This window comes from Streptomyces malachitofuscus (assembly GCF_055571035.1).
The window spans coordinates 1-24,175 of the sequence record NZ_JBVIGA010000053.1 but is presented as its reverse complement, the minus strand read 5'-3'; the positions used below and the strand labels follow the sequence as shown (position 1 = coordinate 24,175).

The window sequence follows — 24,175 nt, the reverse complement described above, 5'->3', positions numbered from 1 at the left end:
CGTCCGCTTCGCCGACGGCATCACCGCACTCACCACCCACGGCGTGACGCGCTTCCTGGAGATCGGCCCCGACGGCACCCTCACCGCCCTCACCCGGAACTGCATCCCGGACGACAGCCCCGCCCTCCTCACACCCACCCTCCGCAAGGACAGCCCGGAACACCCGGCCGTCCTCCGAGCGATGGCCCTGTTCCACGTGAACGGAGCGGAGGTCGACTGGACCGCCGCCCTGCCGCCCGCCCCTGCGGACGCCCCGCCGGTGGACCTGCCCACCTACGCCTTCCAGCGCACGCGCTTCTGGCCCACGGTCACCGCACGCACGGTGGCATCGGCGGCCGGACCCGCCGCTGACGGCGACGCGTCGTTCTGGTCGATGCTGGAGGGGCGGGGCGCGCAGGAGGTGGCGGGCACACTCGGGGTGGATGAGGACGCCCTCGGTGCGGTCCTCCCCGCGCTGTCGGACCTGCGCCGCGAGCACGTGGAACGGGCCGAGGTGGACGGCTGGCGCTACCGTGTCGAGTGGGAGGCGGTGGAGCTGCCGCTCCACCGTGCCCCCGACGGACGCTGGTTGTTGCTTCAGGGTCCCGGTGCCGCTCCCCCTGTGCCGGGGCTCGAGCGGTTCGTCCCGGGGCTGGAGCGGCTCACCTGTGACGCCCGGGACAGGGAGGCGCTCGCCCGCGCGCTGCAGCAGGCCTTCGACGGGGACGCGCCGGCCGGTGTGATCTCCTGTCTGAGCCTGCCCGCGTCGAGCACGGGCGAGGCAGCGCCCGCGGCCGAGCCGCATCCCGGCGTGATCGACACGATGACGCTCGTCCAGGCACTCGGCAGCATGGGAGAGTCGGCACCGCTGTGGGTCCTCACCCAGGCCGGTTTCGGCCCCGGCCGTGCACCCGGCGATCCTGCTCAGGCCGCCGTTTGGGGGTTCGGCCGAGTGGCGGCGCTGGAGCATCCGGAACGCTGGGGCGGTCTCGTCGACCTGGGTCCGCAGCCGGAGGACAGTGAACTGGCTGCGGTCGCCGCGCTGTTGGCGCACGGTGGCGAGGACCAGGTGGCGGTGGCCGGTGCCGCGGTCCACGCCCGTCGGCTGCGTCCCGCACCGCTGCCCGCATCCGCGTCGGCGTCATGGAGCGGCGACGACAGCCGTGTTCCTCGGCGCCTGCTGGTCACCGGTGGCACCGGTACGCTCGGGGTGCGGGTCGCCGAATGGTTCGCCGGGCGGGGGACCAGGGAGGTCGTGCTCGCCAGTCGAGGCGGTGCGGACGTCGCAGGTACGGCCGGCACGGTCGCCCGGCTGGAGGCGGCGGGCGCGGCACGCGTCGACATCGTCTCGTGCGACGTCGCCGACCGCGCCCAGGTCGCCGCATTGCTCGAGGCCCACCAGGTCGACGGCATCGCCCACGTGGCGGGTGTGCTGGATGTCGAGCCGATCGACACGACGACGCCCGCCCAGGTGGAGCGGGTCATGGCCGCGAAGGCCCTCGGCACGATCCACCTGGAGGAGCTGACGCGGGAGCGGGATCTCAGCGCCTTCGTCGTCTTCTCGTCGATCGCCGGTGTGTGGGGCAGCGGCGGGCAAGCCGCGTACGCGGCCGCGAACGCGGTGGCCGACGCGGTCGTGGAGGCGCGCCGTGCTCGCGGGGCCGTGGGCGTTTCCGTGGCCTGGGGGCCCTGGGCGGGCGGCGGGATGGTCTCGGATGCGGGTGCGACGGAACTGGAGCGCCGTGGTCTGCGGACGATGGACCCGGGGCATGCCCTGCTGGGGCTGGAGTCGGCACTGGCCGGGAGCGACGGCACGGTCGTGGTCGCCGATGTGGAGTGGGAACGCTTTGTACCGGCGTTCACCAGCCGCCGATCGGCTCCCTTCCTGACGGGTCTCCCGGGGGCTGCGGGGGTGTCGGAGGGGGCCGACGCGGCGGGGCCGGAACCCGGTTCCGCGGCGGGGCGGCCCGCTCTGGTCGATCAGGTGGCCGCGTTGTCGCCGCAGGGGCGTGCGGAAGCCCTCCTCGGCCATGTGCGGAGGGTCGCCGCCCGGGCCCTCGGACATGCCGACATCACTGGCGTCGGCGCCGACCGGGCCTTCCGGGACATGGGGTTCGACTCGCTCACCGCAGTGGAGCTGCGCAACACTCTGATCAAGGACACCGGTCTGTCACTGCCGGCGACCCTGGTCTTCGACCACCCCACTCCGGCTGCCCTGGCGCAGCACCTGGACGCCGAACTCTCCGGCGAGGGCGGGACCATGGCGACGATGCTGGCCGACCTGGAGAGCAGCGTCGCCCGCATCCTGCAGGCCGGTCCCGACCAGGACGTCCGCACGCTGCTCGGCGCCAGGCTCAAGGCGCTCCTGGGTGAGGTCGAGGCGGACGGAGGCGACGGCCAGGGCGGCCCTGGAACGGCGGACGGCGGTCCGTCGCTCGGCGACCGGCTGGAAGGGGCCAGTGACGAGGAGCTGTTCGACCTCATCAGCCGCGAGCTGGAGCAGTAGCGGCGCCGGCCGGCCCGCGCGCCGCCGCGCCCCGGCCGGCGCAAGCCCGTCTCGTACCGCGACGACTGCCCCGCACATGGCCGGGCGGCCGTACCGACAGGTTCGGTACGGCCGCCGGGCCTCGCGGGGCGGTGGTGGCGTCGGCCGCGAGAAGCCGTGTCTGCCCGGTCCGGGAGGGTCGCTCCCGGCGAGGGACGCTGCTACTTGATGAAATCCGGCAGAACCCGCGGTGGCCACTGGCCGACCGACAGCATGCCCATGGAGTGGGCACGTGCCACAAGAGCCGCCCGGTTCGGGGCCTTGAGCTTTCGCAGCATGAGACCGACGTGGTACTCGACGCCCTGCCGGCTGAGGTAGAGCCGACTGGCGAGCTGCACTGTGGAGGCGCCGCTGGCGACACCCTCCAGGACCTGCGCGTCGAGCTTGCTCAGCAGCCGGTCCTTGGGGTTGACGACGCCCTCGTCGGCGTCCGCTCCGGTCACCGCGTCGTCCGGCCGCACCTGCACCACGATGCCGGACACGAGCCCGGTGGTGTTCCGGACGGCGATGCCCGTCAGTTCTCCCGAGAAGGCCCGGCCCTCGTCCCCCAGGCCGACCATGCGTGAGGCGAAGCGAGTGCAGCGCCCCTCCGAAAGCCGGTTGAAGTGTCGCTTGAGCACCGTCGGGGAGCTGGGGTGAAGAAGCTCATAGAGATTCCGTCCGCAGACGTCGGCGGAGGTGCGGCCGAACGGCACGGAGAAATCGGGCTCCGCCGCGACAATGTGCATGTCGGTGTCGATGTGCGCCGTGTACAGGCGGCGATTGGTCTCGACGTGTGGCCGGCCATCATGCTGTGTTCGTTGAGGAGCCGAGGAAGTGTGCGGAGCCGCCGCCCTGTCTCTGTTGTGCCAGGGGCCTGCTATTCGCGTGGTCACTGCGACGCACCGTCTTTCTGGATTCAACTGTGGGGGATTACCACCCGTGGGCGATGCTCTTGGCCGGCTGGTCGGGCCTGCCTGTTCGGGGCCGTGGTCGATGACCCCTCATGAGCGCCTTGGGCACCTGCGGTTGAGCCTAGGAATGCGTCCGCAGACGGGTCAAGCAAACTTTTGCGTGGCTCCAAAACACTGTGGTTCGGTGGTTCGGTGGTTCGGTGGGGGGAACGGAGAAGGATCTCTCGGACGGCCGGTGTCCCGCACGAGGGCCCACGCACTCCGGCGGGCAGCCGGTTCCGGCCGGGTATCGGCTTCGATGCCCGGCAGGCGCCCGGTTCAGGCCAACTGTCCTCCGTCGAGTCTCTTCAACGCCGTGCCCAGTTCGGGGCGCCCGGAAATGCCGAGTTTCCGGTATGCGTTGGTGAGATGCTTCTCCACCATGCGGGACGACGTGCCCAATTGGCCGGAGATTTCCGAGTTGCTGAGTCCGGTCGCGGCGAGCCGGGCGACTTTGCGCTCCGACGGTGTGAGCCGTTTGCCGGACGTTCCGGTTTTCCCCGCCTTCTTACTCGTTATCCCACGTACCTTTTCGGCCAGCTCGGGCATGTCGTGTTCCTCGAGCAGCTGCCGGGCCCGTTCGAGGGCGGAGGTTCTCCTGCCGGGTCCGGTTTCCCGACGGACGGCCAGTGCGTACAGGGCCCGGCACAGATCGTAGGCGTTGCTGCCCTTCTCCAGCAGCGTGACGGCTTCCTCGAGCACCTCGGTGCCCCGACGTCCGGGGGTGACCCTGCCCAGCACGATCAGGGAGCGGCCCAGTCTGCTGTCGGAGCCCCAGGCGCGATACCTTCCGACCTCCAGCTCCGCGGCGGCCACTGCCTCCTGGTGCTCGCCGAGACGGTGGTGCATCAGGGCGACGCACGAGGACCACGGCAGGACGACCGGGTTGAGCCAGCCGATGCCCTCCGTGTGCCGGCCTGCGGTCCGGAAGTGGTCGAGCGCGGTCCGCGGCTCACCGCGCCGGGCCGCGAGCGAGCCGCGCGCGACGTGCAGCAGCGCCGCCAAGTGCTGGTTCTCCGCGTGCAGCCGGTGCTGGACGAGGATCTGTTCCGCCAGCTCCGGCCGCCCGCTGTTCATGGCGACGATCGCGAGGACGGCCGCGCACACGGTCGGCAGTCCGCTGGTCTCCGGGCCCGCGAGGGCGTCGGCCTGGATGACCTTCTCCTGGGCGTAGGCCCGGTGCCCGTCGGCGAGCGCCACCAGGGCCTGCTCACAGCGGATGACGGCCTGCTCCACGTCACCGCCCCGGTGCTGGGCGAGCCTGTTGGCCTCGCGCAGCCAGTTCGCCGCGCCCTCCACCTGCCCGGCACCGGACAGGATGTTCACGGCCAGCGGCACGGTGGTGTGGACGTGCTCGGGAGTGGGAGGTTCCTGTTCCAGGAGCCGGGTGCACAGCCCCGTCAGCTGGTCCGCGGGGACGGCGTTGGCGACGAAGGCGATGTGCATGAGAGAAGTGACCAGTTCCCGTTCCCCCGTGGTGGCCAGCCGGGGCGAGGGACCGAGATCGCGGAAGCGGCGCAGCGCCCGCCGGATGTGCTCGGGGTCCTGCGCCGACAGGATGTGCTCGCGGGCCTCCAGCCGCAGCGCCAGCTCCCGTTCCACCCAGTCCCCGCTGCCCGACCGGCCCAGCTCCTCGGCGACGGCGGCCCGGATGGTGTCGATGCGGAAGGCGGGCGGGTCCATCTGCAGAGGCCCCAGCCGCGCGACCGCGTCCGCCCGCTCCCGTACGGAGTCGAAGAGCGGGACGGCCTCGACGACGTGCCGCAGTGAGGCGGCGGTGGCGAAGCTGCGCTCGGCGGTGGCGAGGTCGATCAGCAGCAGGGCCCGGTCGCGTCCGGACAGGGAGGAGTCCAGCAGCGCCCGCCGCAGATAGCGTGCCGCGTCCCGGGGGGAACCGCGGCGCAGGGCGCTGTCCGCGGCGGTCCGCAGGATCCCCACCGCCTCCGGTCCGTGCAGGCTGATCGCGCCCATCAACTGCTCCGCGGCGAGTTCCGCCGGGTGCCCGGTACGGTGCAGCAGCTCGGCCGCGACCCCGCGCATGGCGGTACGCTCCTCGGCGGGCATGTGCTCTTCGAGCAGGTCGCGCAGCACCGTCCCCGAGGTGAGCCGGCAGTACCGCGGGTCGACGAGACCCGCACGACGCAGCACGTCGATCGCCTCCGTCAGCCCCACGTCGTCGAGTTCGGCGAGGTGCGCGACGAACGGGGCGTCCGCGGCCGTGCCCAGCACGGTCAGGGCATAGGCGGCGCGGCGCACATGATCCGGCTGCGACCGGAAGAACGCGTCGAGACGCTGCCGCGCACGCTCGGGGCGCAGCGTCGCGGCGACGGCGGCGTGCGCCGCCGTGGGGCGCAGCCGCAGATAGTGCGCCTCGTCCAGCACCGTCCGCAGCAGCAGGGGATTGCCGCCGGAACGCGCCGACACGGTCTCCACGAACACCGTGTCCGAGGTCTCCCGGAAGGCCTGCTCCACCAGCAGGCGGACGCTGTCGGGGCCCAGCGCGGACAGCTCCAGCGTCCGGTGACGAGGGTGATCGGCGCACGCGCACGGATCCTGGGCGGCGGGCGGTCCCGCCGTGCAGGTGAACGGCACGAGAAGGTCGCGTACATGCTGCCGGTTGCCGCGCACGTCGCCGGGGAGCACGGAGAACACGAAGAGGACCGGCCGCCGTGCGCACTGCGCGAGAGGCAGCGCGAGCGCCTGCAGCGACTCGGTGTCGGCCCACTGGAGGTCGTCCACCATGAGGACCAAGGGCCGGTCCTCGGCGATGGAACCGAGGAGCGCCGCCAGCCAACGGGGCGCCTGCTCCCAGGTGAGCGCGGACCACTGGGGGCGCCCGGTGTCCGCGTCGTCCGGCGGGATCGCGGTCGACGTGCCGCCGGGAAGCGAGGCAGCGGCCTTGTGCAGCCAGCGCGCGAAGTCCTCACGCGGGGCGATCGCCCGTAGCGAGTCCACCAACTGCCGTACGATGCCCAGCCGGAACCACTCCTCGGCCGCCGACGCCTGGGCCCTGAGCAGCAGATGTCCCCGCTCGCGTGTCAGGGTCGACAGGGAGTCGAGGAAAGCGGAGCGGCCCACGCCCATCGGGCCCTGGACGACCAGCGACGCACCGTGTCCGTCCTCGGCGCGGCGCAGCGCGGCGGTGGCCTGCGCCAGTGCCGACTCGCGTTCCAATAACACGGTGGTGGTTCTCCCCCTGGAGTCGCTCATGCCTGATGAACTCCCGCAGGTGCAAATAAAGTTCCTTGAAAGCTTGAGCGGTCAGCAGACCACAGCCGGGGGCGGGCAAGCAAGGGAAGAGGAAAAACGACGGAGAAACGACATTGTGTGCCGCCGTCCCGGTGGTGAGCCTTTATGCAGTGGCACAGCGTGCCAGGTGAGGCGGAGTCCGGGGATGTTTGCTTCATTCCCGTGAAGGGCGTGTCACGGGAATGGGTCGTGAACCGCCCGGGGCCCGATCCTCCATCGTTCAACGGAATTTTGAGAACGGTTTCATTCCCTGCCTCATTGACCGCATGTGTTTTGACTTGAGGTCAGTTACCGGCGGTCCCCATTGCCGGGGAATGGGCGGATCTCCAATGGCCCGTCACGGGCACGCGCGGGGAACGGCGTCCCGGACGGACGGTCACGTCCCGTGCGCGGCCGTGCCGGTGTCCGCCGCCCCCAGCGCGTCCCGCAGCTCCCGCCGCCCCGACAGCCCCAGCTTGCGGTACACCGAGGTCAGGTGGACCTCCACCGTCCGCTGGGTGACGAAGAGCCGCTCGGCGATCCATGCGTTGGACCTGCCGTCCGCTGCCAGGCGGGCCACCTGGGCCTCGCTGTGCGTGAGGGCCGGCAAGCCGCGGGAGACCGGACGGCGCGGGCGTGCGCCGGTGGCGATCAGGGCCCGGTGGGCCGCCTTGTGCAGCGACCGGGAGCCGACGGCGTACGCCTCCTCCCAGCCCTGACGCAGAACCTCACGGGCCGCCTTGTTGTATCCGAGCCGGTGGAGCAACTTCCCCCGCGTAACCCGCACGCGGGCCCGCAGCAGCGCCGCCCGGGTGCCCATCAGCACCTGCTCGGCCTCCTCCAGCAGCGGCGGCCGCTCGTCGTCACCGACCGCCTCCGCCCACAGCTCAAGACCCGCCCCCAGGGCGCACGGCAGCTGCGCGGCACGGGCGTGGCCGACGGCCTCCTCCGCCAGCGCGAGGGCCGCACGCCGGTCACCGAGCGCGAGATGGGTGAGCCCGGCCCAGTACCACCACGGCGAGACGGCCGGACTGATGCGCCCCCACTGCGCCTCCCTGCGGCCGCACTCCTCGAGGAGGACCAGGGCGCGTGCGGGATCGTTCTTCGCCAGGTGCAGCCGGCCGCGGGCGCAGAGCACCTCGTTCCACTGCCACGCGTCGTCCCGGGGATCGGGTATCTCCGCCTCCAGACGCGAGGCTTCCGCCAGGTCGCCCCAGTCGAGCAGGGTGTGCAGCCGCACCGCGAGCGGCTGCGCCTGGTGCTCGGCGGCCTGCGAGACGGTGACGTTCCGCAGAACGGCGGCGGTGGCCCGCAGCGCCTCGTCGAGGGCTCCGAGTCTCTGGTGCGCCTGCGCGCTGAGGGCGAGCAGAGTCGGATGGCTCTGGTCGGTCAGCGGGTCGCAGTCGTCCAGTAACTGCCGGTAGACGCCTTCCGCCTCGTGCGGCAGGTCGGCGTACAGGAACGCCAGTCCCGCGGCGCACGGGAAGGAGGCGGCATCGGTGGTCGACGAGCCGCGGGCGGTGGCGGTGCGGGCGGCGGCGACGGCCTCGGCGACACGGTCCAGGCGGATGACGCAGCTCACGGCGCGGGCCGCGAGCAGGGCGCGCTCCCCGGCACTCTCGCCGGACAGCGAGAGGTCGAAGGTCATCGTCTCGAGCAGGTCGGCGTAGGCGGCCCGGTTCGCCGAGGCCGCGATCAGCATCTGCGCCTCCATCAGCTGCGCACTGCCCACGTCGGCCGCGGTCGCGTCCGAGCGGTACTGGGACAGCAACGCCATCGCGCGGGCCACCTGTCCCTGACGGGTGAGCGCCTCGGTGAGGGCACCGAGCGCCGCCGACCGCAGTTCGGGCAGGGAGGCCCGCTCCAGCGCCGACGTCAGGTGGCGGATGCTGGCCCTGGGGTCCACCCGTGTCTCCGCCACGCCCAGCTCGACGAGCAGGGCCGGGTCGCAGGCGTCCTCGGTGCCCTCGGGCATACACGGGCGCAGCAGTTCCACCGCCCGGTCCGGCGCGCCACGCAGCATGGCCTCGCGGGCCGCCTCCCGCAGCACCGCCCCCGCCCACGGCTCCGGCACGGTGGCGGCGCGGCACAGGTGCTCCGCCACGTCCGCGGCGCTCGACCCGCTGTCGTGCAGCAGCCGGGCCGCCCGCCCGTGGGCGGAGGCCAGTTCCTCCTCCGACATGTCACCGAGCACGGCGTTGCGCAGCAGGGAGTGGACGAAGGACCACGTCCCGTCGTCGTTCGAGGTCACGAACCCGAGCGAGATCAGGACCAGCACCGAGCCGACGAAGGCGGTGCTGTCCAGATGGGCCAGCCGCGCGCATGTCTCAGGGGCCGCGCCGTCGCCGAGCACGGCCAGCGAGCGGGCCGCCTGCACGGTGGCCTCCGGCTGCCGGTGCAGCAGACGCAGCGCACGCGGACGGAAAGCGGGCGCGTCGTCCTCGTCCGGAGACGTGAAGTGGGCTGCGGTGAGGGGGAGTTCCTCTTCGCGCAGCCCCGTGAGCAGCCGGGTCACCATCAGCGGGTTGCCGTTGGTGGCGGCCAGGCAGGACTCCTGGAACGCGGAGTCCGTCTCCGTCCCGACGAGCCGCCGGGTCAGCAGGCCGATGCCGGAGCCGGTGAGCGGCCGGGGCCGCAGCACCTGGCACAGGGGAAGGGCCGCCACCTCGTTGAGGGCCGCCACATGGGTGCCGCTGCACCGCGCGAGCGCGAGGAGCACGGGCAGACCCGTCATCCGGCGCGCGGTGTGGGCGAGGAACCGCAGGGACGCGGCGTCGGCCTCCTCCACGTCGTCGACGGCGATCACCAGCGGGCCGGCCATCGCGGCGGTGCGGACGACCTCGTGCAGTTCGGCCAGCACGGCGAAGGAGACACTGGTGGAGTCGACGTCGTAGCAGAGGAGTCCTCGTGGACGGCCCGGGGGCCAGACGGACGGGCTCGGCCACGCGGTCAGCGGCAGCCCGGCCGAACCGTCCGTGCTCAGACCGGTCAGCAGGGCGTGTGCGGTGCTCAGCGGAAGGCGGTGCCCCATCTGCCCGGCCCGCGTGTGGACCACGCGCAGGCGCAGGTCATGGGCCTGGTCCAGCAGTGCGTTCAGCAGGGCCGTCTTACCGATTCCGGCCGGGCCTTCGAACACCACCAGGGCGGGATCACCCGCCGCGGTGCTCCGGACCAGCCGGGAGATGACGGCGAGTTCGCGTTCGCGCTCCACCAGCCCCGGATCCGGCCCGCCGGGCAGCCGCTCCCGGGGACTGCTCCCGTGCGCAGCGGTCATCGCCGTGTCCTCCCTCCCGGAGCACCGGTGGTGGTCCCGGGACGTGTGTTGCGCGGCCCCAGGGGAGGTTCCGTGATGACCAGTGACCCGTCCCTGCACCCCTTTTGCACGCGTCATCCTGGCTCACCCTAAGCCGACTGGGAAGTCCGCGATCACTCTTGTCCCATAGCGGCGGCTTCGTCCCGGGTGTTGTCGTCCGGGCCGGTCGCGCAGCGGCGGACGCGCGGCGCCGGCCCCGCCGCATCCCGTCACGGGCCGATGGGTGACCCGCTGTACACGTGCAGCCGCTCCCGCCACGGTCGGGTGCCGACGAGGGCGGCGTCGGACTCGGGCAGACACAGGTAGACATCCCGGCCCCCGTCCTCGTCCGGCGTGGGCGCGATGTGCACCGTCGGCACCGGAAGGTCGGGAAACTCGTACCAGAACGGCCGCCCGGCCCCCAGATCGATGCGGTACAGCGGGAACTGCGACCAGTTGTTGACCGACACGGACGTCGTCGACACGTCGGGCGCCCGCACGGACATCACATGACGGGAAACCCCCTTGCGCCGATAGGAGTTGAGGAAGGCGATCTCGTCGCGGATCTTGTCCTCGGTGTTGCTCTCCAGGCAGCGCCGCACATCCCGCGCGACGGAGCCGAGCGGCGACTCGCGCAGTCGGCCGGCCGTGAGCGAAGTCCAGCTGTTGCTCACGCAGTTGCCCCAGTACGATGCGGGCAGCGCGTCCCCCAGCCGCTGCCGCACGCCGACGATCAGCCCCAGCCACTCGGTCTCCCCGGCCGGGCGCGCTCTGAGCTCACCGAGCACCTGCCACAGATGGGCGGTCAGCGCGTCGTTGGTCGACACCCAGGCACCGGGCTCCGCCGGCGTCCGCTGCGCCTCGGCCTTCAGCGCGGCCAGTTCCGCCGCGCTGAAGCGCGTCGTGACGGTGGCGAGCTTGTTGATCCCCGCCCGCAGCGTGGTCGTGAGATGCCGGATCCGGCCCGTCCCGACGAACGCCCGCGCTTCCCGCGTCGCGGGATCGGCGGACGGCCGGCCCAGGCGGTCCAGTACGTCGCGGTCGTGGCCGGGGTCGTCCCACGGCAGCCCGAGGTGCTCGCGCGACCAGCTCTCCAGGAAGGCGACGGTGCTGCCCCCGTCCGCGAGGGTGTGGTTGATGAGCACACCGAGGACCGACCCGCCGCCGGACATCCGGGTCAGCCGGATCTTCAGCAGAGGGGTGTCACGGCCCACCACGCCGAAGGCGCTCACCTCGCGCAGCAGGTCCCCGATGACCGGCTGGGCGCGCAGTCCGTGCCCGTAGTCACGCATCGGGTCGGGACAGGACGCCTCGGTGAACCGGACGCCCGCGTCGGTGCACACCACGCTCAGCCCGCCGTCCGCGTCCCGTTCCAGGCGCCCGGCCAGCAGCGGGTAGCGGCGCAGCGTGCGCGCCAGGGAGTCGCGCAGCGCCGCGCCGTCGAGCGTGCCACGGTAGAAGAACGTCAGCGGCGTGTACCACGGGCCGGTGAGCAGGTCGTAGCCGGTGAGCCGCACACGGCGGCCGTCGGCCCGCCCGGCACGAACGGTGTGCACCCGCTCCACACGGCTGTCGACGACCGTGCGGAAGGCGGGCCGGTCCTTCTTCCCCGCCCGTGCGGCGGTGTTTCTCCGTGCCACGGCGGCCTCAGTCCCAGGCCACGAGCAGTCGGTCCACGCCGTAGTGCACGGCCCGGTCGCGCAGCGGGACCTCCTCGGCCGGTGTCGCCAGCCGCAGCGCCGGGAACCGGGCGAACAGGCTGCGCAGGCCGATCCGCATGCTCGCCCGCGCCAGGTGCTGGCCCAGGCACTGGTGCGCCCCGAAGCCCAGCGCGAGATGCTTGCGCGGGACGCGGGTCACGTCCAGCCGGTCGGGTTCGTCGAAGACCTCGGGGTCGCGGTTGGCGGCGGGCAGCGACAGGACGACCGTCTGGCCGGCCCTGATGGTGGTGCCGCCCACCTCAACGTCCTCCAGCGCGCACCGGCTCGAACCCATCTGCGAGATCGTCAGATACCGCAGCAGCTCGTCCACCGCGCCGGCCTCGTACAGCTCCGGGCGGTCGCGCAGCAGGGCCAGCTGGTCCGGGTGCTCCAGCAGCGCGAAGGTGCTCAGGGCCAGCATGTTCGGCGTGGTGTCGAGGGAACCGCCCAGGGTGAGCACCGCCAGGTTGACCAGCTCGTCCTCGGTCAGCTCACCGGTCGCCGCGAGCCGTCCGAAGAAGTCCCCGCCGCGCTGCGCCATTCGCTCCCGCACCATCGGCCGGATGAGCGCGTCCATCGACTCCACGTGGTGGATGAACTCCTCCAGCGTGTACGTGAGGGTCATCAGCGCGCCGAAGTGCTCCTGGATGCCGTCCATCAGCTCGGGGGAGACGTCCATCAGCGAACACACCGAGCGCAGGCTGACCTTCTCCGCGAAGTCCGTCACCAGGTCGGCGGGGGAGCCCTGGGCGGCCATCTCCTCCAGTGCGCCGTCGACGATCCGCGTCAGCTGCGGCTCGTAGGCCTGGATGCGGCGCAGCGTGAAGTGTCCCGCCAGCAGCCGCCGGTACTTGGTGTGCTCGGGGGCGTCCATCTTCGCGAACGACCCGGGCGGCGAGGGCTGCGGCGCGTACTCGGTCATCGGGAACGGCGGGGCGACCACATGCGCCAGCAGTTCGTTGCGGTGGCTGAAACGCTCGTCGGCGAGGATCTGCCGGACCAGGTCGTGGCGGGTCACCAGCCAGCCCGAGGTGTCCTTGGGCGCCACCTTGAACGTCACGGGACTGACCGGCTCCTCGGCGCGCAACCGCGCGTACTCGGCCGGCGGGTCGAACGGGCACCTGCCGCGTTCCGAGGGGATCACGGGCGGGCCGGGCCTGGGCTTCATGAAGTCACTCCGTCGGCGAGTGGGGAAGGGCGAGGTGTGTGCGGAGCGCCCGGCTTCACGCGCGGCGCACCCGCAGCGGCAGATGACGTGCGCCGAAGACGTTGGTGCCGTGCCAGCTCAGCGGCACCGTGCGGTCGACGCCGATGCGGTCGTACCGGTCGAGCAGGGCCTCCAGCGCGATCCGGCCCTCCAGCCGGGCCAGCGGGGCCCCGATGCAGTAGTGGATGCCGTGCCCGAACGCGGCCTGACGGGAGTTGGAACGGTCCGGCCGGAACGCGTCGGCGTCCTCGAAGACCCGCTCGTCGCGATTGGCCGACAGCAGCCACAGATGGACCAGCGTGTCGGGGCCGACCGCCGTTCCGGCGACGGTCGTGCCGGCGGTGGTGACGCGCTCGATCCGGGTGAAGGGCGGACGCAGCCGCAGCGTCTCCTCGATCACCGCCGGGATCAGCGAGCGGTCCGCGCGGACCTTCGCCGACAGCTCCGGGTCACGGTCCAGGCAGAGCAGCGCGTTGCCCACGAGCACCGAGGTGGTGATGTGCCCGGCGAGCAGCAGCAGGGTCGCGAAGCTCGCGATGTCCTCGTCCTCCAGCCGCTCCCCGTCGACCTCGGCGCCGACCAGCGTGCTCAGCAGGTCGCCGCGCGGTTCCTTGCGCCGGGCCTCGATGAAACCCTGGAGGTAGGCAGAGATGGTGACGGCCGTCTCCTCCATGCGGCGCACGCTCTCCGGGTCCTCCGGGTCGGTGGACAGCAACTGGTCCGCCCAGCCCTGGAAGCGGTCGCGGTCCTCCTCCGGGACGCCCAGCATGCGGGCGATGACCGTCACCGGCAGCGGATTGGCCAGCGTGTCCACCAGATCGAAGGCGTCCCCGGGAGCGGCGTCCAGCAGCTGCCCCGTCAGTTCGGTGATCCACGGCTCCAGGCCGGCGATCAGACCCGGCGTGAACGCCTTGCTCACCAGACGGCGCATCTTGCCGTGCAGCGGCGGGTCCAGAAGCAGCAGCGTGCCGCGCGGAGCCTGCTTCTCGCCGCCCGACAGCCGGCCCACCGTGTCCGAGGAGAACGTATCGGGATCGGCGAGAATCCGCTGCACGTCCGCGTGACGGAACACGTGCACATGGCCGGAACCGTCGCGCCACACCGGCTGTTCGTCGCGCATCCGGGCCGCCCAGGCCAGCAACGTGGCCCCGCCGTCCGGCTCCACGGTCGGCGGGCGTTGTGGCGAGGAGCCGGACCCGGGCGCCGGGTCGAGCGTGTCCGGGCTACTGTGCTGCGCCACCCAGGTTCCCCTTTCGCAGGTGTCGTACGTTTCGGCTTCGGCACGCGGCGTTCCCGCCGGCCCGGTCACTCCAGCACGGGGTCGCCGGGCCGGGCCAGCGAGGGCCGCGCAGTCTAGGGATTCACCGCGTACTGCCCGCGACGTCCCCGCCCGGGGCCCCACGCCCCGGCACGGCGTGCGAAGTTCTGGAGGAAACCCCAGTCAGCGGTCGGCGTACGGCCCAACCCCGGCCCGGGCACCGCAAGATGGCCTCGCTCCACCCGTCCCACCCGAGCGACGAGCGCACAGGAAACCGCATGGACATCGCGATCGACCACGACAGGTGCATCGGCGCCGGCCAGTGCGCCCTCATCGCCCCCGAGGTCTTCGACCAGGACGACGACGGAATGGCCGTGCTGCTGGTCGACCGGCCCGGCGCCGCACACACCCCCGCCGTGCGGGAGGCCGTCGAGTCCTGCCCGCTGAGCGCCATTTCCGTGACGGAGGACCGCCCGGGGGCGGCCTGAGCGCCGCCCGCGCCCCCACGGACCCGACCAGGAGAGGAACCCATGCGCGTCCTGTTCGCCGGCCTGCCGGAGAAGTCGCACGTCTTCACGATGGTGCCACTGGCCTGGGCCCTGACGGCCGCCGGGCACGAGGTGCTGATGGCCAACGCGCCGTCCCTGAACGACGCCGTCACCGGCGCGGGACTCGTCGCCGCCCCGGTCGGCACCGACCACGACCTGCACCGCGAGATGGCCGTGGCCCGGGACTCGCAGGACGCCGACGTCGCCAACTGGAGCCGCCTCGGCTACGGCGACGTCGACCACGCGAGCCTCGTCGAGCGGTACTCGATCAGCGTCCCGTACGGGTTCGCCCGCTACAACGACCCGATGCTCGACGACCTCGTCGCCCTCGCCCGCACCTGGCGTCCCGACCTGATCATCCGCGACCCCATCGCCTACGCGGGCGGCATCGCCGCCCGCGCCTGCGGCGCCGCCCACGCGCGCCTGCTGTGGTGCGCCGATGTCTACGGGCAGGCCCGGCGCACCTTCGTCGAACTCGCCCGGGACACCCCCGAGGACGAGCGGGCCGACCCGCTCGCCGACTGGATCGACGACCGCGGCAGCGCCTACGGCGTGCGCTGCGACGAAGAACTGCTCAACGGCATGTTCACCCTCGACACCCTGCCCGAGAGCCTGCGCCCGGCGAGCGACCTGCGGCAGCTCTCCATGCGGTACGTGCCCTACAACGGCGCCGCGGTGCAGGAGGACTGGCTGCGCGAACAGCCCAAGCGGCCCCGCGTCTGCGTCACCCTGGGCCGCACCAACACCGAGGCCTACGGCGGCGACTACGTGGACGTCGCCGGCCTGCTGCACGCCCTGTCCCGGCTCGACGCCGACGTCGTCGCCGCGCTCATGCCCGAACAGGCCGGGCAGCTCGACGACCTGCCCGCCAACGTCCGGGCCGTCAGCGGAGTGGCACTGAGCACCCTGCTGCCCACCTGCTCCGCCGTGGTCCACCACGGCGGCTGGGGCACCTTCTCCACCGCCCTGGTCAACGCCGTGCCGCAGCTCGCCCTGTCCACCCTCGTCGCCGACCAGGAACTGCGCGGCCGGAGCCTCGAGGACAGCGGCGCGGGCCTCTTCCTGCACCACACCGACGCCGACCCGGACCGCGTGGCGGACCTCACCCGGCGTCTCCTGGAGGACCCGTCCTTCACCACCGCCGCACGCCGGCTGCGCGACGAGTCGGCGGCCATGCCCACCCCGCACGCCGTCGTCCCGGAACTCGAACGTCTCACCGCGGCCCGCTGAACCGGCGCACCGCAACCGCACGCCCTGAGGAAGGAGGACGGCGCCGCTCCGTACGCCCGGTGACGCGCCGCACCCCGATGAGTAAGACGCGCATCCTGGTGACCGGCGGGGCCGGCTTCATCGGCTCCCACTACGTCCGCACCCTGCTCGGACCCCTTGGCCCCGACGACGTCACCGTCACGGTCCTCGACGCCTTCACCTACGCGGCCAACCCGGCCAACCTCGACCCGGTCGCCGACTCCGGCCGCTTCCGGCTCGTCGTCGGCGACATCTGCGACCGCGACCACGTCGACCGGCTGATGGCCGAGCACGACCAGGTCGTGCACTTCGCCGCCGAGTCGCACGTCGACCGCTCCCTCACCGCAGCCGCCGAGTTCGTACGCTCCAACGTCCTGGGCACGCAGACCCTCCTGGACGCGGCGCTGCACCACGGCATCGACCGGTTCGTGCACATCTCCACCGACGAGGTCTACGGCTCCATCCCCGAGGGCTCCTGTTCCGAGGAGCAGCCCCTGCACCCCAACTCGCCGTACGCCGCCTCCAAGGCGGCCAGCGACCTCGTCGCCCTGGCCTACCACCGCTCCCACGGCCTGGACGTACGCGTCACCCGCTGCTCGAACAACTACGGGCACCACCAGTTCCCCGAGAAGATCATCCCGCTGTTCGTCACCCGCCTCCTCGCGGGCCAGAAGGTCCCCCTCTACGGTGACGGCCTGAACGTGCGCGACTGGCTCCACGTCGACGACCACATCCGCGCCGTCGAACTGGTCCGCACCGGCGGCCGGGCCGGCGAGGTCTACAACATCGGAGGCGGCACCGAACTCGACAACCGAGGCCTGACCGCGCTGCTCGTCGAGGCGTGCGGCGCCGACTGGGACAGCGTGGAGTACGTCGCGGACCGCAAGGGGCACGACCGCCGCTACTCCGTGGACTGGCGCAAGGCGCACGTCGAGCTCGGCTACAAGCCGCAGAAGGACTTCACCGAAGGACTCGCCGAGACGGTCGCCTGGTACCGGGACAACCCCCATGTGTGGGGGCAGGCGCTCGACCCGGACCGGACGCCCGGGGCCGCGCCGTGCTGACCTGGCGCACCCTGGGCCCGCTGCGGGTGTCGGACGGCGCCCGCGACGTCACCCCCACGGCGCCGAAGGTCCGGCAGGTACTGGCCGTCCTCCTGGCCCGCCGCAACCACGTCGTCCCGCTGAGCGCGCTGACCACCGAACTCTGGTCCGGGCATCCGCCGCGCAGCGCCACCGCCACCGTCCAGACCTACGCCTACCAGCTGCGCAAGGCCCTGCACGGCGGCGAGGACCCCGGGCCCGGCGAGACCGGCCCGCTCGTCACCCGCGCGCACGGATATCTGCTGCGGGTGGCGCCGGGGGAGTGCGACGCGGAGGAGTTCGCCCTGCTCACCGGCCGGGCCCGGTCGTCACTCGCCGACGACGATCCGGCCGGTGCCCTCGCGCTCCTCGACCGCGCCCTGCCGCTCTGGCACGGACCGCCCTTCACGGATGTCGCGCACGGGCCCGCGTTGCGCGGCCACGTCCAGCGGCTGGAGGAACTGCACCTGCGGGCCGAGGAACTGCGCATCACCGCCGGCTTCCGTCTCGGCCGGCACCGCGAACTCGTGGGCGAACTGAAGGAACTCACCTGCACACACCCGCTGCACGAGTGGTTCCAGGGCACCCTCATCATCGCCCTGGAGCGGTGCGGCAGGCGCAGTGAGGCGCTGGAGGTCTACCAGCGGCTGAGCGCACGGCTGCGGGAGGAGCTGGGCCTGGATCCCTCGCCCGGCCTCCAGCGGCTGCGCCAGCACGTGCTGACCGACCGGGTCAGCACCGCCGACCTCGACCTCCTGCCCGGCTGACCCCGGTCCGCCGGGGCCGGCCCCTTCACCGGCACGGGGACGGGGACGGCGGGCATGTGACGGCCCGTCGGGACGGGGCCGCTGCCGCTGTCGGCCGGCTGCCGTCCCGCCCGCGTGGTCCGTCCGCCGCCCGCGGCACCCTGCTCCGTACCGAGCGGCGCCCGCGCCTCACCCACCGGCGGCCGCCCCCTCGTGCCCGGCCGCGGCCCGCCACAGGTCCTCCACCATGTCGCGAGGGGCGCGCCGGGGCTCCCAGCCGAGGACCGTGCGCGCGGCCGACACGTCCACGGCCATCCAGTCGGCGTCCGGCAGTGAACGCGCGCCCGCCCCCGGCCGCTCCACGAGCCGGGCGGGGCGGCCGCTGATCGAGATGAGCAGGTCCACCATGTCCCGGACCGGCTGCGAGGTGCCGCTCGCGACGTTCACCACCCGCCCGCGGGCCTCCGCGACGCCCACCGCCGCCAGGACGGCCCCCGCCACGTCCTGTGCGTCGACGAAGTCCCGGCTGCTGCGCAGCGGCGACACCCGCACCTCCGCGGGCCGCCCTCGCACCGGACGGTCGAGGAGCTGGGCGGCCACCTGGCCGAGCAGGCTCCCCCGCGGGGTGCCGGCGCCGATCACGTTCGACAGCCGCAGCACCACCGCGTCCGCGGCACCCGTCCGCGCGGCCCGCAGCACCGCCCGGGTGCCATGGAGCTTGGTGCGCCCGTAGTCCGTGGCCGGTTCCTCGGGCGAGGACTCGGTCAGCCACACCCCGTGAGGCTGCGGCGCGTACTCGTGCACGGACCCCAACTGCACCAGCCGCGGCCGGTGGCCGGCTGCGGCGAGCGCCGAGAGCAGGCGGTCCACCAGCAGCCGGTTGTTGCGGTGCATCCCTTCGGCGGTACGGGACCACACCTCGCCCGCCGCGTTCACGACGGCCACGGGGCGTTCCGCGTCGACGAGTCCGGCCAGCGCCCCGGGCCCGGCGTCGGCCAGGTCCATCGGGTGGAAGCGCCAGGACGCCGGGGTCTTGCGCGGATGGCGGGCCACGGCGTGGATCTCGTAACCGGCCCGCTCCAGGGCGGCGCCCACGTGGCGGCCGACGAACCCGGTCGCCCCCAGAACCACCACACGGCCGGACCCCCTGTCCGCCGTGTTGGGCAGTCCCAGCGCACCGACCTCCGCCATTGCGACTCTCCTCCCGGGCCCGCGCGCGTGCGCCCGTACACCGTGTGCTGCCCCGCGGACCCGCGGGTGTGACCCCTCCACTGAAGCAGCCGCCGATCGAGGACCGATCCAGGCACCGTCGAGTGGAGCCGGTCACCGGCCGTCCTCGATCGGTCCTCGATCCCGACGACCTACGGTGTGGCCACCATGAAGGTTCGAGAGATGGCTGTGCCGGACGCCTACCACATCACCCCGCACCAGCTCCGTGACGAGCGCGGCAGCTTCTACGAGTCGTTCCGGCACGACAGGCTGGCCGAGGAGCTCGGCCGTCCCGTGCCCGTGGCGCAGGTGAACTACTCGGTGTCGCGCCGCAGCACCCTGCGCGGACTGCACGGCACACTGCTGCCGCCGGGACAGGCGAAAGTGGTGTGCGTGGTGCGCGGCGCGGTCCTCGACATCGTCGTGGACCTCAGGGTCGGCTCCCCGACCTGGGGTGTGCACGAGGCGAACTGGCTGTCCGCCGAGTCGGGGGACACCCTGTTCGTCGCCGAGGGCCTGGTGCACGGCTTCCTCGCCCTGACCGACGACACCTGCGTGTCCTATCTGTGCTCCACCGAGTTCGTGCCCGGCACCCAGGTGGACATCGACCCCTTCGACCCGGAACTCGACCTGCCCTGGCGTCTGTCGGAGACACCCCTGATGTCGCGGAAGGACGCCTCGGCGATGTCCGTCGCCGAGGCCCGCGACACCGGCGTGCTGGCCCGCTACGAGGACTGCCTGGCGCACTACGAGGCACTGCGCCGCACCACCCGCTGACCCCTTGGCCGCCGCCCGGCCGAACACCCATCGGAGAGCCATGCCGCCCGGCACCCCCGCACCCGCCCGCCACTACGCCCTGCTGCTCTTCGCGGACTTCGGCCATGTCGCCCCCACCCTGGGAGTGGCCCGCGAACTCATCGCACGGGGCCACCGCGTCACCTACGTCGTCGACGAGCGGTTCGCTCCGCTCGTCGAGGACAGCGGGGCCCGCGCCGTCACCTACACCTCCGCGCGCGGCGACTTCTACCGCAGTGCCGACCCGAGCCCCGACCGGCTCGCCCGCGACGGGTACGACCTCCTGGTCGACACCGTCCGCACCGTCTTCCCCACGGCACGCGACGCCCTCGCCGCGGACCCGCCCGACGTGCTGCTCTACGACTTCGAGACCGTCGCCGCCGGCCGGGTCGCCGCACGCGTCCTGGACGCCGTGCCGGTGCAGGTCTGCCCGAGCCACGCAGCCAACGAGAAGTTCTCCCTGCGCGCCCAGCTGTGGGATCCCGGGCATCCGCTGATGGCGGAGGGCGCCCGGGTGCTCATGGACTTCATGGGCGGACACGGCATCGGCCCGCAGGAGATGGGCCGCTACGGCACCGAATGGGACGAGCGCAACCTGGTCTTCCTGCCCCGTGTCTTCCAGATCGAGGGGGACGGCTTCGACGAGCGGTTCGCCTTCGTGGGCCCCACCTTCACCGAGCCCGGCCCCGGCCTGTGGTCGCCGCCCACCGACGGGCGCCGGGTCGCCCTCGTCTCGCTGGGCACGGAGTCGGGGGACCGCGGCGGGCTCTTCCGGCTGTGCGCCGAGGCGTTCCCCGCCGACACATGGCATGTCGTGATGACCCTCGGCCGGGACACCGATCCCGCGCTCCTGGGGCCGCTGCCGGCCCATGTCGAGGCCCACTCCTGGCTGCCGCACCCCGCCGTACTGCCGCACGCCGACGTGTTCGTGTGCCACGCCGGCATGGGCAGTCTGATGGAGTCCCTGGCCTACGGAACACCCGTGGTCGCCCTGCCCCACGCACACGAACTGGTGTTGAGCGCACAACGGTTGGAGGAGTGCGGGGTGGGCCGCTCGCTGCCCCGGGCCGGTCTGACCGCCCGGAGCCTGGCGGACACGGTGGCCGGGCTCCTCGGCGACCCGGCGGCGCCGGCCGCCCTGGCCCGCATGCGGGAGGCGGTGCGGGAGGCGGGCGGCGCCACCCGCGCCGCGGACCTGCTGGAGGCCTGGGCCGCGCGGTCCCCCGCGGTGGGCTGAACGGCGGGCACCCGCTCACGGCGACGGGGTGGGGCTCGGGCACCACCGGAAGGTGCCGGGCTCCACCCCGCGGGCGTTCACGGTGTCAGTGCGGCAGCGTCACATACTCGATCACGGTGTTGATGCTGTGGTCGATCATCTCGTCGGTCAGGCCCGGGTACACGCCGATCCAGAACGTCCGCTCGGTGGTGATGTCGCTGTTGGTGAGCGGCCCGCTGACCCGGAACTCCCGCCCCTCGTAAGCCGGGTGGCGGGTCAGATTGCCCGCGAAGAAGCGGCGCGTGGCGACCTTGCTGGACTCCAGGTGGTCGATGAGGGCGCCCGGCGCGAACGGGGCGTGCGGTTCGACGGTGATGGCGAAGCCGAACCAGCTCGGGTCGCTGCCCGGCGTCGCCTCCGGGAGCAGCAGGTGCGGCAGCCCGTCCAGGCCCTTGCGCAGCCGCTCCCAGTTGTGCCGGCGGGCCCTGCCGAACTCGTCGATCCGGGTCAGCTGCGTGAGCCCGAGCGCCGCCGACACATCGGTCGACTTCAGGTTGTAACCCACGTGGGAGAAGATGTACTTGTGGTCGTAGCCCTCGGGCAGCGACCCCATCTGCTGCTCGAACCGCTTGAAACAGCGGTTGTCCTCGCCCGGTTCGCACCAGCAGTCGCGGCCCCAGTCCCGCATCGACTCCACGATCCGTGCCAGGAACACATTGTCCGTGAGCACACAGCCGCCCTCACCCGTCGTGATGTGATGGGCGGGATAGAAGCTCTCCGTCGCGAGGTCACCGAAGGTGCCGGTCAGCTGCCCCTCGTAGGTGCTGCCCAGGGCGTCGCAGTTGTCCTCGATGAGGAACAGGTCGCGATCCTGCGCCAGTTGGGCGATCTCCTTCACCTGGAAGGGGTTGCCCAGGGCGTGCGCCATCATGATGGCGCGGGTGCGGGGGCCGATCGCCTGCTCCACGCGCTCCAGCGAGGCGTTGTAGGTGCCCAGTTCGATGTCGGTGAAGACCGGCGTCAGGCCGTTCTGCAGGATCGGGTTGACCGTGGTGGGGAAACCGGCGGCGACCGTGATCACCTCGTCACCCGGCTTCAGCCGGTCCTCGCCCAGCTGCGGTGAGGTGAGACTGGCCAGCGCCAGCAGGTTGGCCGACGAACCGGAATTGGTCAGATGCGCCTTGCGCAGCCCGAAGTACCTCGCCAGCGCACGCTCCAGCCGGCGCGAGCTGACACCGGCGGCGATGCGCATGTCGAGCGCCGCCTCCACCAGGGCCACCCGGTCGTCCTCGCTGAGCACCGCACCCGAGGCCTGCACCGGGGTGACACCCGGGACGAACTCCGACGAGACGGTGGAACGGTGGTACGCGCGGACCAGGTCGAGGATCTCGGTCTTGTCGTTCCCCACGGCTGTTGGCCTCCTGTGTGTGCCGGTGGGGACGAGACGTACGGCCGGCTCGCAGTCGAAGCGGGTCCCCACGCCCGTATCGTTCGATCGGGGGAACCCCAGACCAGCACGCGTCCGTGCCCCCGGGCCAGGAACACCGGCCGAATCTAGGGATCCACCAAACATTGACCGCCGCCGGGGCCCCTCGCGCCGGCAGCCGTGCGCAGCGGCGACGGTTCTCAGCCGTGCGCAGCGGCGACTGTTCTAGGGAATTCACGGGTCCCGGCCCGGCAGGCTGAGGTGCCGGGCCCGGCGCGGGCCCCCCGCCCGTCCCTGGAGACTCCCATGAAGATCGGCCGCCCGCCTGGGGGCAGCCCCGGGCGCACCGTCGTCCTGCGCGCAGGAGCGCCGTACGGTGTGCGTGTCCGGCTCGGCGTGCACGACCTGATGAACGGCACGTTCGCCACACCGCGCACCTTCTTCTACCGGCGGACGCTGGACGACGAGGCCGTCGAGGACTCCCTGCGCCGCACGCTCGCCCACTATCCGCTGCTCACCGGACGTCTCGTACGCGATCCGGACGGCGGACTCGCCGTGGCGTGCGACGACGATGGCGCCGTCTTCTCCGTCGCCCACGCGGACCGTGCCATGCCCGACCACGGGCCGGACCGGCCGGCGTGGCAGGATCTGCGCCGCTACATCCACCCCGTCAACGCCTTCCGCGTCGTCGGCCACGACACACCCCTGCTCTCCGTCAAGGTCACGCACATGCGGGGCGGCGGGTCCGTGCTCGGCGTCTCCATCAACCACGCCGTGGTCGACGGCACCGGTTACCTGGACTTCCTGCTCCACTGGTCCCGCACGCACGCCGGCGAGGAGACCCGGCCCGCGCCCTACGACCGTGCCCTGCTCGGCCGACTCGCCGACGACGTACGTCCGGCACCGGACGACCCGCAGTACACCGTGGTCACGGGACGGCAGAAGGCCGGGTTCATCTGGAAGGTCAACGCCGGGGCGCGGAAGATGCGCACGATCACCGTCCGGTTCACCGCCGACGAGGTCCTCGCCCTGCGCGAGACGGCGCGGGCGGGCCAGGACGCCGACCGGCCGCCGGCGTCCAGCGGCGACGCACTCGGAGCGCACCTGTGGCGCGTCCTCGGCGCGCTGCGCGACCGGGAACCCGGAGCGGAGGAACGCCTGGGGATCGTGGTCGGGCTGCGCGCCGCGCTCAAGGACCGTCTTCCGGACGGCTACTGGGGCAACGCGGTCTCCAACACCACGGCCTTGCTCCCGGCACGTGAGCTGCGGGAGGAACCCCTGGCGCACACGGTCGCGGCCGTACGGGCCGCCCTGGACCGTGTCACCCCCGACCGGATCCGGGAGGAGGCCGCCTTCCTGGAGGCCCAGCGCTCGGCCGGCCGTTCCAACCGCGTGTTCAGCCGCATGTCCCTGGACGCGTTCGAGGGCACGGTCGCCCTGAACAACACCAGCCGGATCCCCGTCTACGCCGTCGAGTTCGGCGCGGGACGGCCGTTCTGGTTCGAGTTCCCGGCGAATCCCATCCCGTGGACGGTCCTCATCACCCCGACCCCGGACGACGACCACGGCCGCGATGTCCGCCTGAGCATCCCCCGTGACGCGGCCGACGCGCTGCTCACCCCCGCGTGGGCCGGGCGTCTGCGCGACACTTCCGGGCGTCCGGGGCGTCCCTGACCGCCTGCCGCGGACGAGGGGGCGGGGGGGGGGGGGGGGAGGGGGTGGTGGGGATCTCCTTTTTTGTTGGTTTTTGTTCTTACAAAAGGA

General features: G+C 72.5%; 16 protein-coding genes. 8 read left to right on the top strand and 8 right to left on the bottom strand.

Annotated features, from left to right (window positions below; all coding sequences use genetic code 11):
- A partial coding sequence (locus ACZ44S_RS38675; RefSeq protein WP_466938093.1) for an SDR family NAD(P)-dependent oxidoreductase occupies positions 1 to 2,485 on the top strand: 2,485 nt, incomplete at its 5' end.
- 200 nt (positions 2,486 to 2,685) lie between these two features.
- Here the strand turns inward: ACZ44S_RS38675 and ACZ44S_RS38670 are convergent.
- The 6 genes from ACZ44S_RS38670 to ACZ44S_RS38645 form a co-directional block, all read right to left on the bottom strand.
- Complete coding sequence (locus ACZ44S_RS38670; RefSeq protein WP_190167450.1) at positions 2,686 to 3,252, bottom strand: LuxR C-terminal-related transcriptional regulator; 567 nt, start codon at positions 3,250 to 3,252, stop codon at positions 2,686 to 2,688.
- A gap of 483 nt (positions 3,253 to 3,735) precedes the next feature.
- Positions 3,736 to 6,666, bottom strand: coding sequence for a helix-turn-helix transcriptional regulator (locus tag ACZ44S_RS38665; RefSeq protein WP_466938091.1), 2,931 nt, complete (start codon positions 6,664 to 6,666; stop codon positions 3,736 to 3,738).
- Positions 6,667 to 7,081: 415 nt separating this feature from the next.
- Positions 7,082 to 9,958, bottom strand: a complete 2,877-nt coding sequence (locus tag ACZ44S_RS38660; RefSeq protein WP_466938090.1) for an ATP-binding protein — start codon at positions 9,956 to 9,958, stop codon at positions 7,082 to 7,084.
- Between the two features lie 248 nt (positions 9,959 to 10,206).
- Complete coding sequence (locus ACZ44S_RS38655; protein ID WP_466938088.1) at positions 10,207 to 11,616, bottom strand: acyltransferase; 1,410 nt, start codon at positions 11,614 to 11,616, stop codon at positions 10,207 to 10,209.
- A gap of 7 nt (positions 11,617 to 11,623) precedes the next feature.
- On the bottom strand, positions 11,624 to 12,844 hold the full coding sequence (locus tag ACZ44S_RS38650; protein ID WP_466938087.1) for a cytochrome P450: 1,221 nt from the start codon (positions 12,842 to 12,844) through the stop codon (positions 11,624 to 11,626).
- A 55-nt stretch (positions 12,845 to 12,899) separates the two neighbouring features.
- Positions 12,900 to 14,123, bottom strand: coding sequence for a cytochrome P450 (locus ACZ44S_RS38645; RefSeq protein ID WP_466938085.1), 1,224 nt, complete (start codon positions 14,121 to 14,123; stop codon positions 12,900 to 12,902).
- 296 nt (positions 14,124 to 14,419) lie between these two features.
- On the opposite strand from ACZ44S_RS38645, the gene ACZ44S_RS38640 reads away from it, so the two are divergent.
- From ACZ44S_RS38640 to ACZ44S_RS38625, 4 genes are all read left to right on the top strand, one after another.
- Positions 14,420 to 14,629, top strand: a complete 210-nt coding sequence (locus ACZ44S_RS38640; RefSeq protein ID WP_466938082.1) for a ferredoxin — start codon at positions 14,420 to 14,422, stop codon at positions 14,627 to 14,629.
- A gap of 42 nt (positions 14,630 to 14,671) precedes the next feature.
- The gene (locus ACZ44S_RS38635) at positions 14,672 to 15,919 is read left to right on the top strand and encodes an activator-dependent family glycosyltransferase (RefSeq protein WP_466938080.1); all 1,248 of its coding nucleotides are present in this window, start codon (positions 14,672 to 14,674) and stop codon (positions 15,917 to 15,919) included.
- Between the two features lie 77 nt (positions 15,920 to 15,996).
- Positions 15,997 to 17,001, top strand: coding sequence for a dTDP-glucose 4,6-dehydratase (gene rfbB / locus ACZ44S_RS38630; protein ID WP_466938078.1), 1,005 nt, complete (start codon positions 15,997 to 15,999; stop codon positions 16,999 to 17,001).
- Positions 16,995 to 17,786, top strand: a complete 792-nt coding sequence (locus ACZ44S_RS38625; RefSeq protein WP_466938076.1) for an AfsR/SARP family transcriptional regulator — start codon at positions 16,995 to 16,997, stop codon at positions 17,784 to 17,786. The genes rfbB and ACZ44S_RS38625 overlap by 7 nt, the downstream gene beginning before the upstream one ends.
- Positions 17,787 to 17,954: 168 nt before the next feature.
- Here the strand turns inward: ACZ44S_RS38625 and ACZ44S_RS38620 are convergent, their stop codons facing one another.
- Positions 17,955 to 18,956 (bottom strand): NAD-dependent epimerase/dehydratase family protein, encoded by a 1,002-nt coding sequence (locus tag ACZ44S_RS38620; protein WP_466938074.1) that lies wholly within the window; start codon positions 18,954 to 18,956, stop codon positions 17,955 to 17,957.
- A gap of 201 nt (positions 18,957 to 19,157) precedes the next feature.
- On the opposite strand from ACZ44S_RS38620, the gene ACZ44S_RS38615 reads away from it, so the two are divergent.
- Together ACZ44S_RS38615 and ACZ44S_RS38610 are read left to right on the top strand one after the other, a co-directional pair.
- A complete protein-coding gene (locus ACZ44S_RS38615; RefSeq protein WP_466938072.1) occupies positions 19,158 to 19,751 on the top strand; it encodes a dTDP-4-dehydrorhamnose 3,5-epimerase family protein in 594 nt (197 codons plus the stop codon).
- Positions 19,752 to 19,791: 40 nt separating this feature from the next.
- The gene (locus ACZ44S_RS38610) at positions 19,792 to 21,006 is read left to right on the top strand and encodes a macrolide family glycosyltransferase (protein ID WP_466938071.1); all 1,215 of its coding nucleotides are present in this window, start codon (positions 19,792 to 19,794) and stop codon (positions 21,004 to 21,006) included.
- An 85-nt stretch (positions 21,007 to 21,091) separates the two neighbouring features.
- On the opposite strand, the gene rfbH is transcribed toward ACZ44S_RS38610, so the two are convergent.
- Positions 21,092 to 22,393 carry a lipopolysaccharide biosynthesis protein RfbH gene (gene rfbH / locus ACZ44S_RS38605; protein WP_466938069.1) on the bottom strand — a complete coding sequence of 434 codons (1,302 nt, stop codon included), beginning with the start codon at positions 22,391 to 22,393 and terminating at the stop codon, positions 21,092 to 21,094.
- Positions 22,394 to 22,717: 324 nt separating this feature from the next.
- On the opposite strand from rfbH, the gene ACZ44S_RS38600 reads away from it, so the two are divergent.
- Complete coding sequence (locus ACZ44S_RS38600) at positions 22,718 to 24,085, top strand: acyltransferase (RefSeq protein WP_466938067.1); 1,368 nt, start codon at positions 22,718 to 22,720, stop codon at positions 24,083 to 24,085.
- The last annotated feature ends 90 nt before the right edge of the window (positions 24,086 to 24,175 follow it).

Bases quoted from the DNA above. Each gene is read 5' to 3' on its own strand.
- ACZ44S_RS38665 (WP_466938091.1), bottom strand. From the start codon at position 6,666: ATGAGCGACTCCAGGGGGAGAACCACCACCGTGTTATTGGAACGCGAG.
- ACZ44S_RS38615 (WP_466938072.1), top strand. From the start codon at position 19,158: ATGGCTGTGCCGGACGCCTACCACATCACCCCGCACCAGCTCCGTGAC.
- ACZ44S_RS38650 (WP_466938087.1), bottom strand. From the start codon at position 12,844: ATGAAGCCCAGGCCCGGCCCGCCCGTGATCCCCTCGGAACGCGGCAGG.
- ACZ44S_RS38610 (WP_466938071.1), top strand. From the start codon at position 19,792: ATGCCGCCCGGCACCCCCGCACCCGCCCGCCACTACGCCCTGCTGCTC.
- ACZ44S_RS38620 (WP_466938074.1), bottom strand. From the start codon at position 18,956: ATGGCGGAGGTCGGTGCGCTGGGACTGCCCAACACGGCGGACAGGGGG.
- ACZ44S_RS38640 (WP_466938082.1), top strand. From the start codon at position 14,420: ATGGACATCGCGATCGACCACGACAGGTGCATCGGCGCCGGCCAGTGC.
- rfbB (WP_466938078.1), top strand. From the start codon at position 15,997: ATGAGTAAGACGCGCATCCTGGTGACCGGCGGGGCCGGCTTCATCGGC.
- ACZ44S_RS38670 (WP_190167450.1), bottom strand. From the start codon at position 3,252: ATGCACATTGTCGCGGCGGAGCCCGATTTCTCCGTGCCGTTCGGCCGC.
- ACZ44S_RS38600 (WP_466938067.1), top strand. From the start codon at position 22,718: ATGAAGATCGGCCGCCCGCCTGGGGGCAGCCCCGGGCGCACCGTCGTC.
- ACZ44S_RS38660 (WP_466938090.1), bottom strand. From the start codon at position 9,958: ATGACCGCTGCGCACGGGAGCAGTCCCCGGGAGCGGCTGCCCGGCGGG.
- ACZ44S_RS38635 (WP_466938080.1), top strand. From the start codon at position 14,672: ATGCGCGTCCTGTTCGCCGGCCTGCCGGAGAAGTCGCACGTCTTCACG.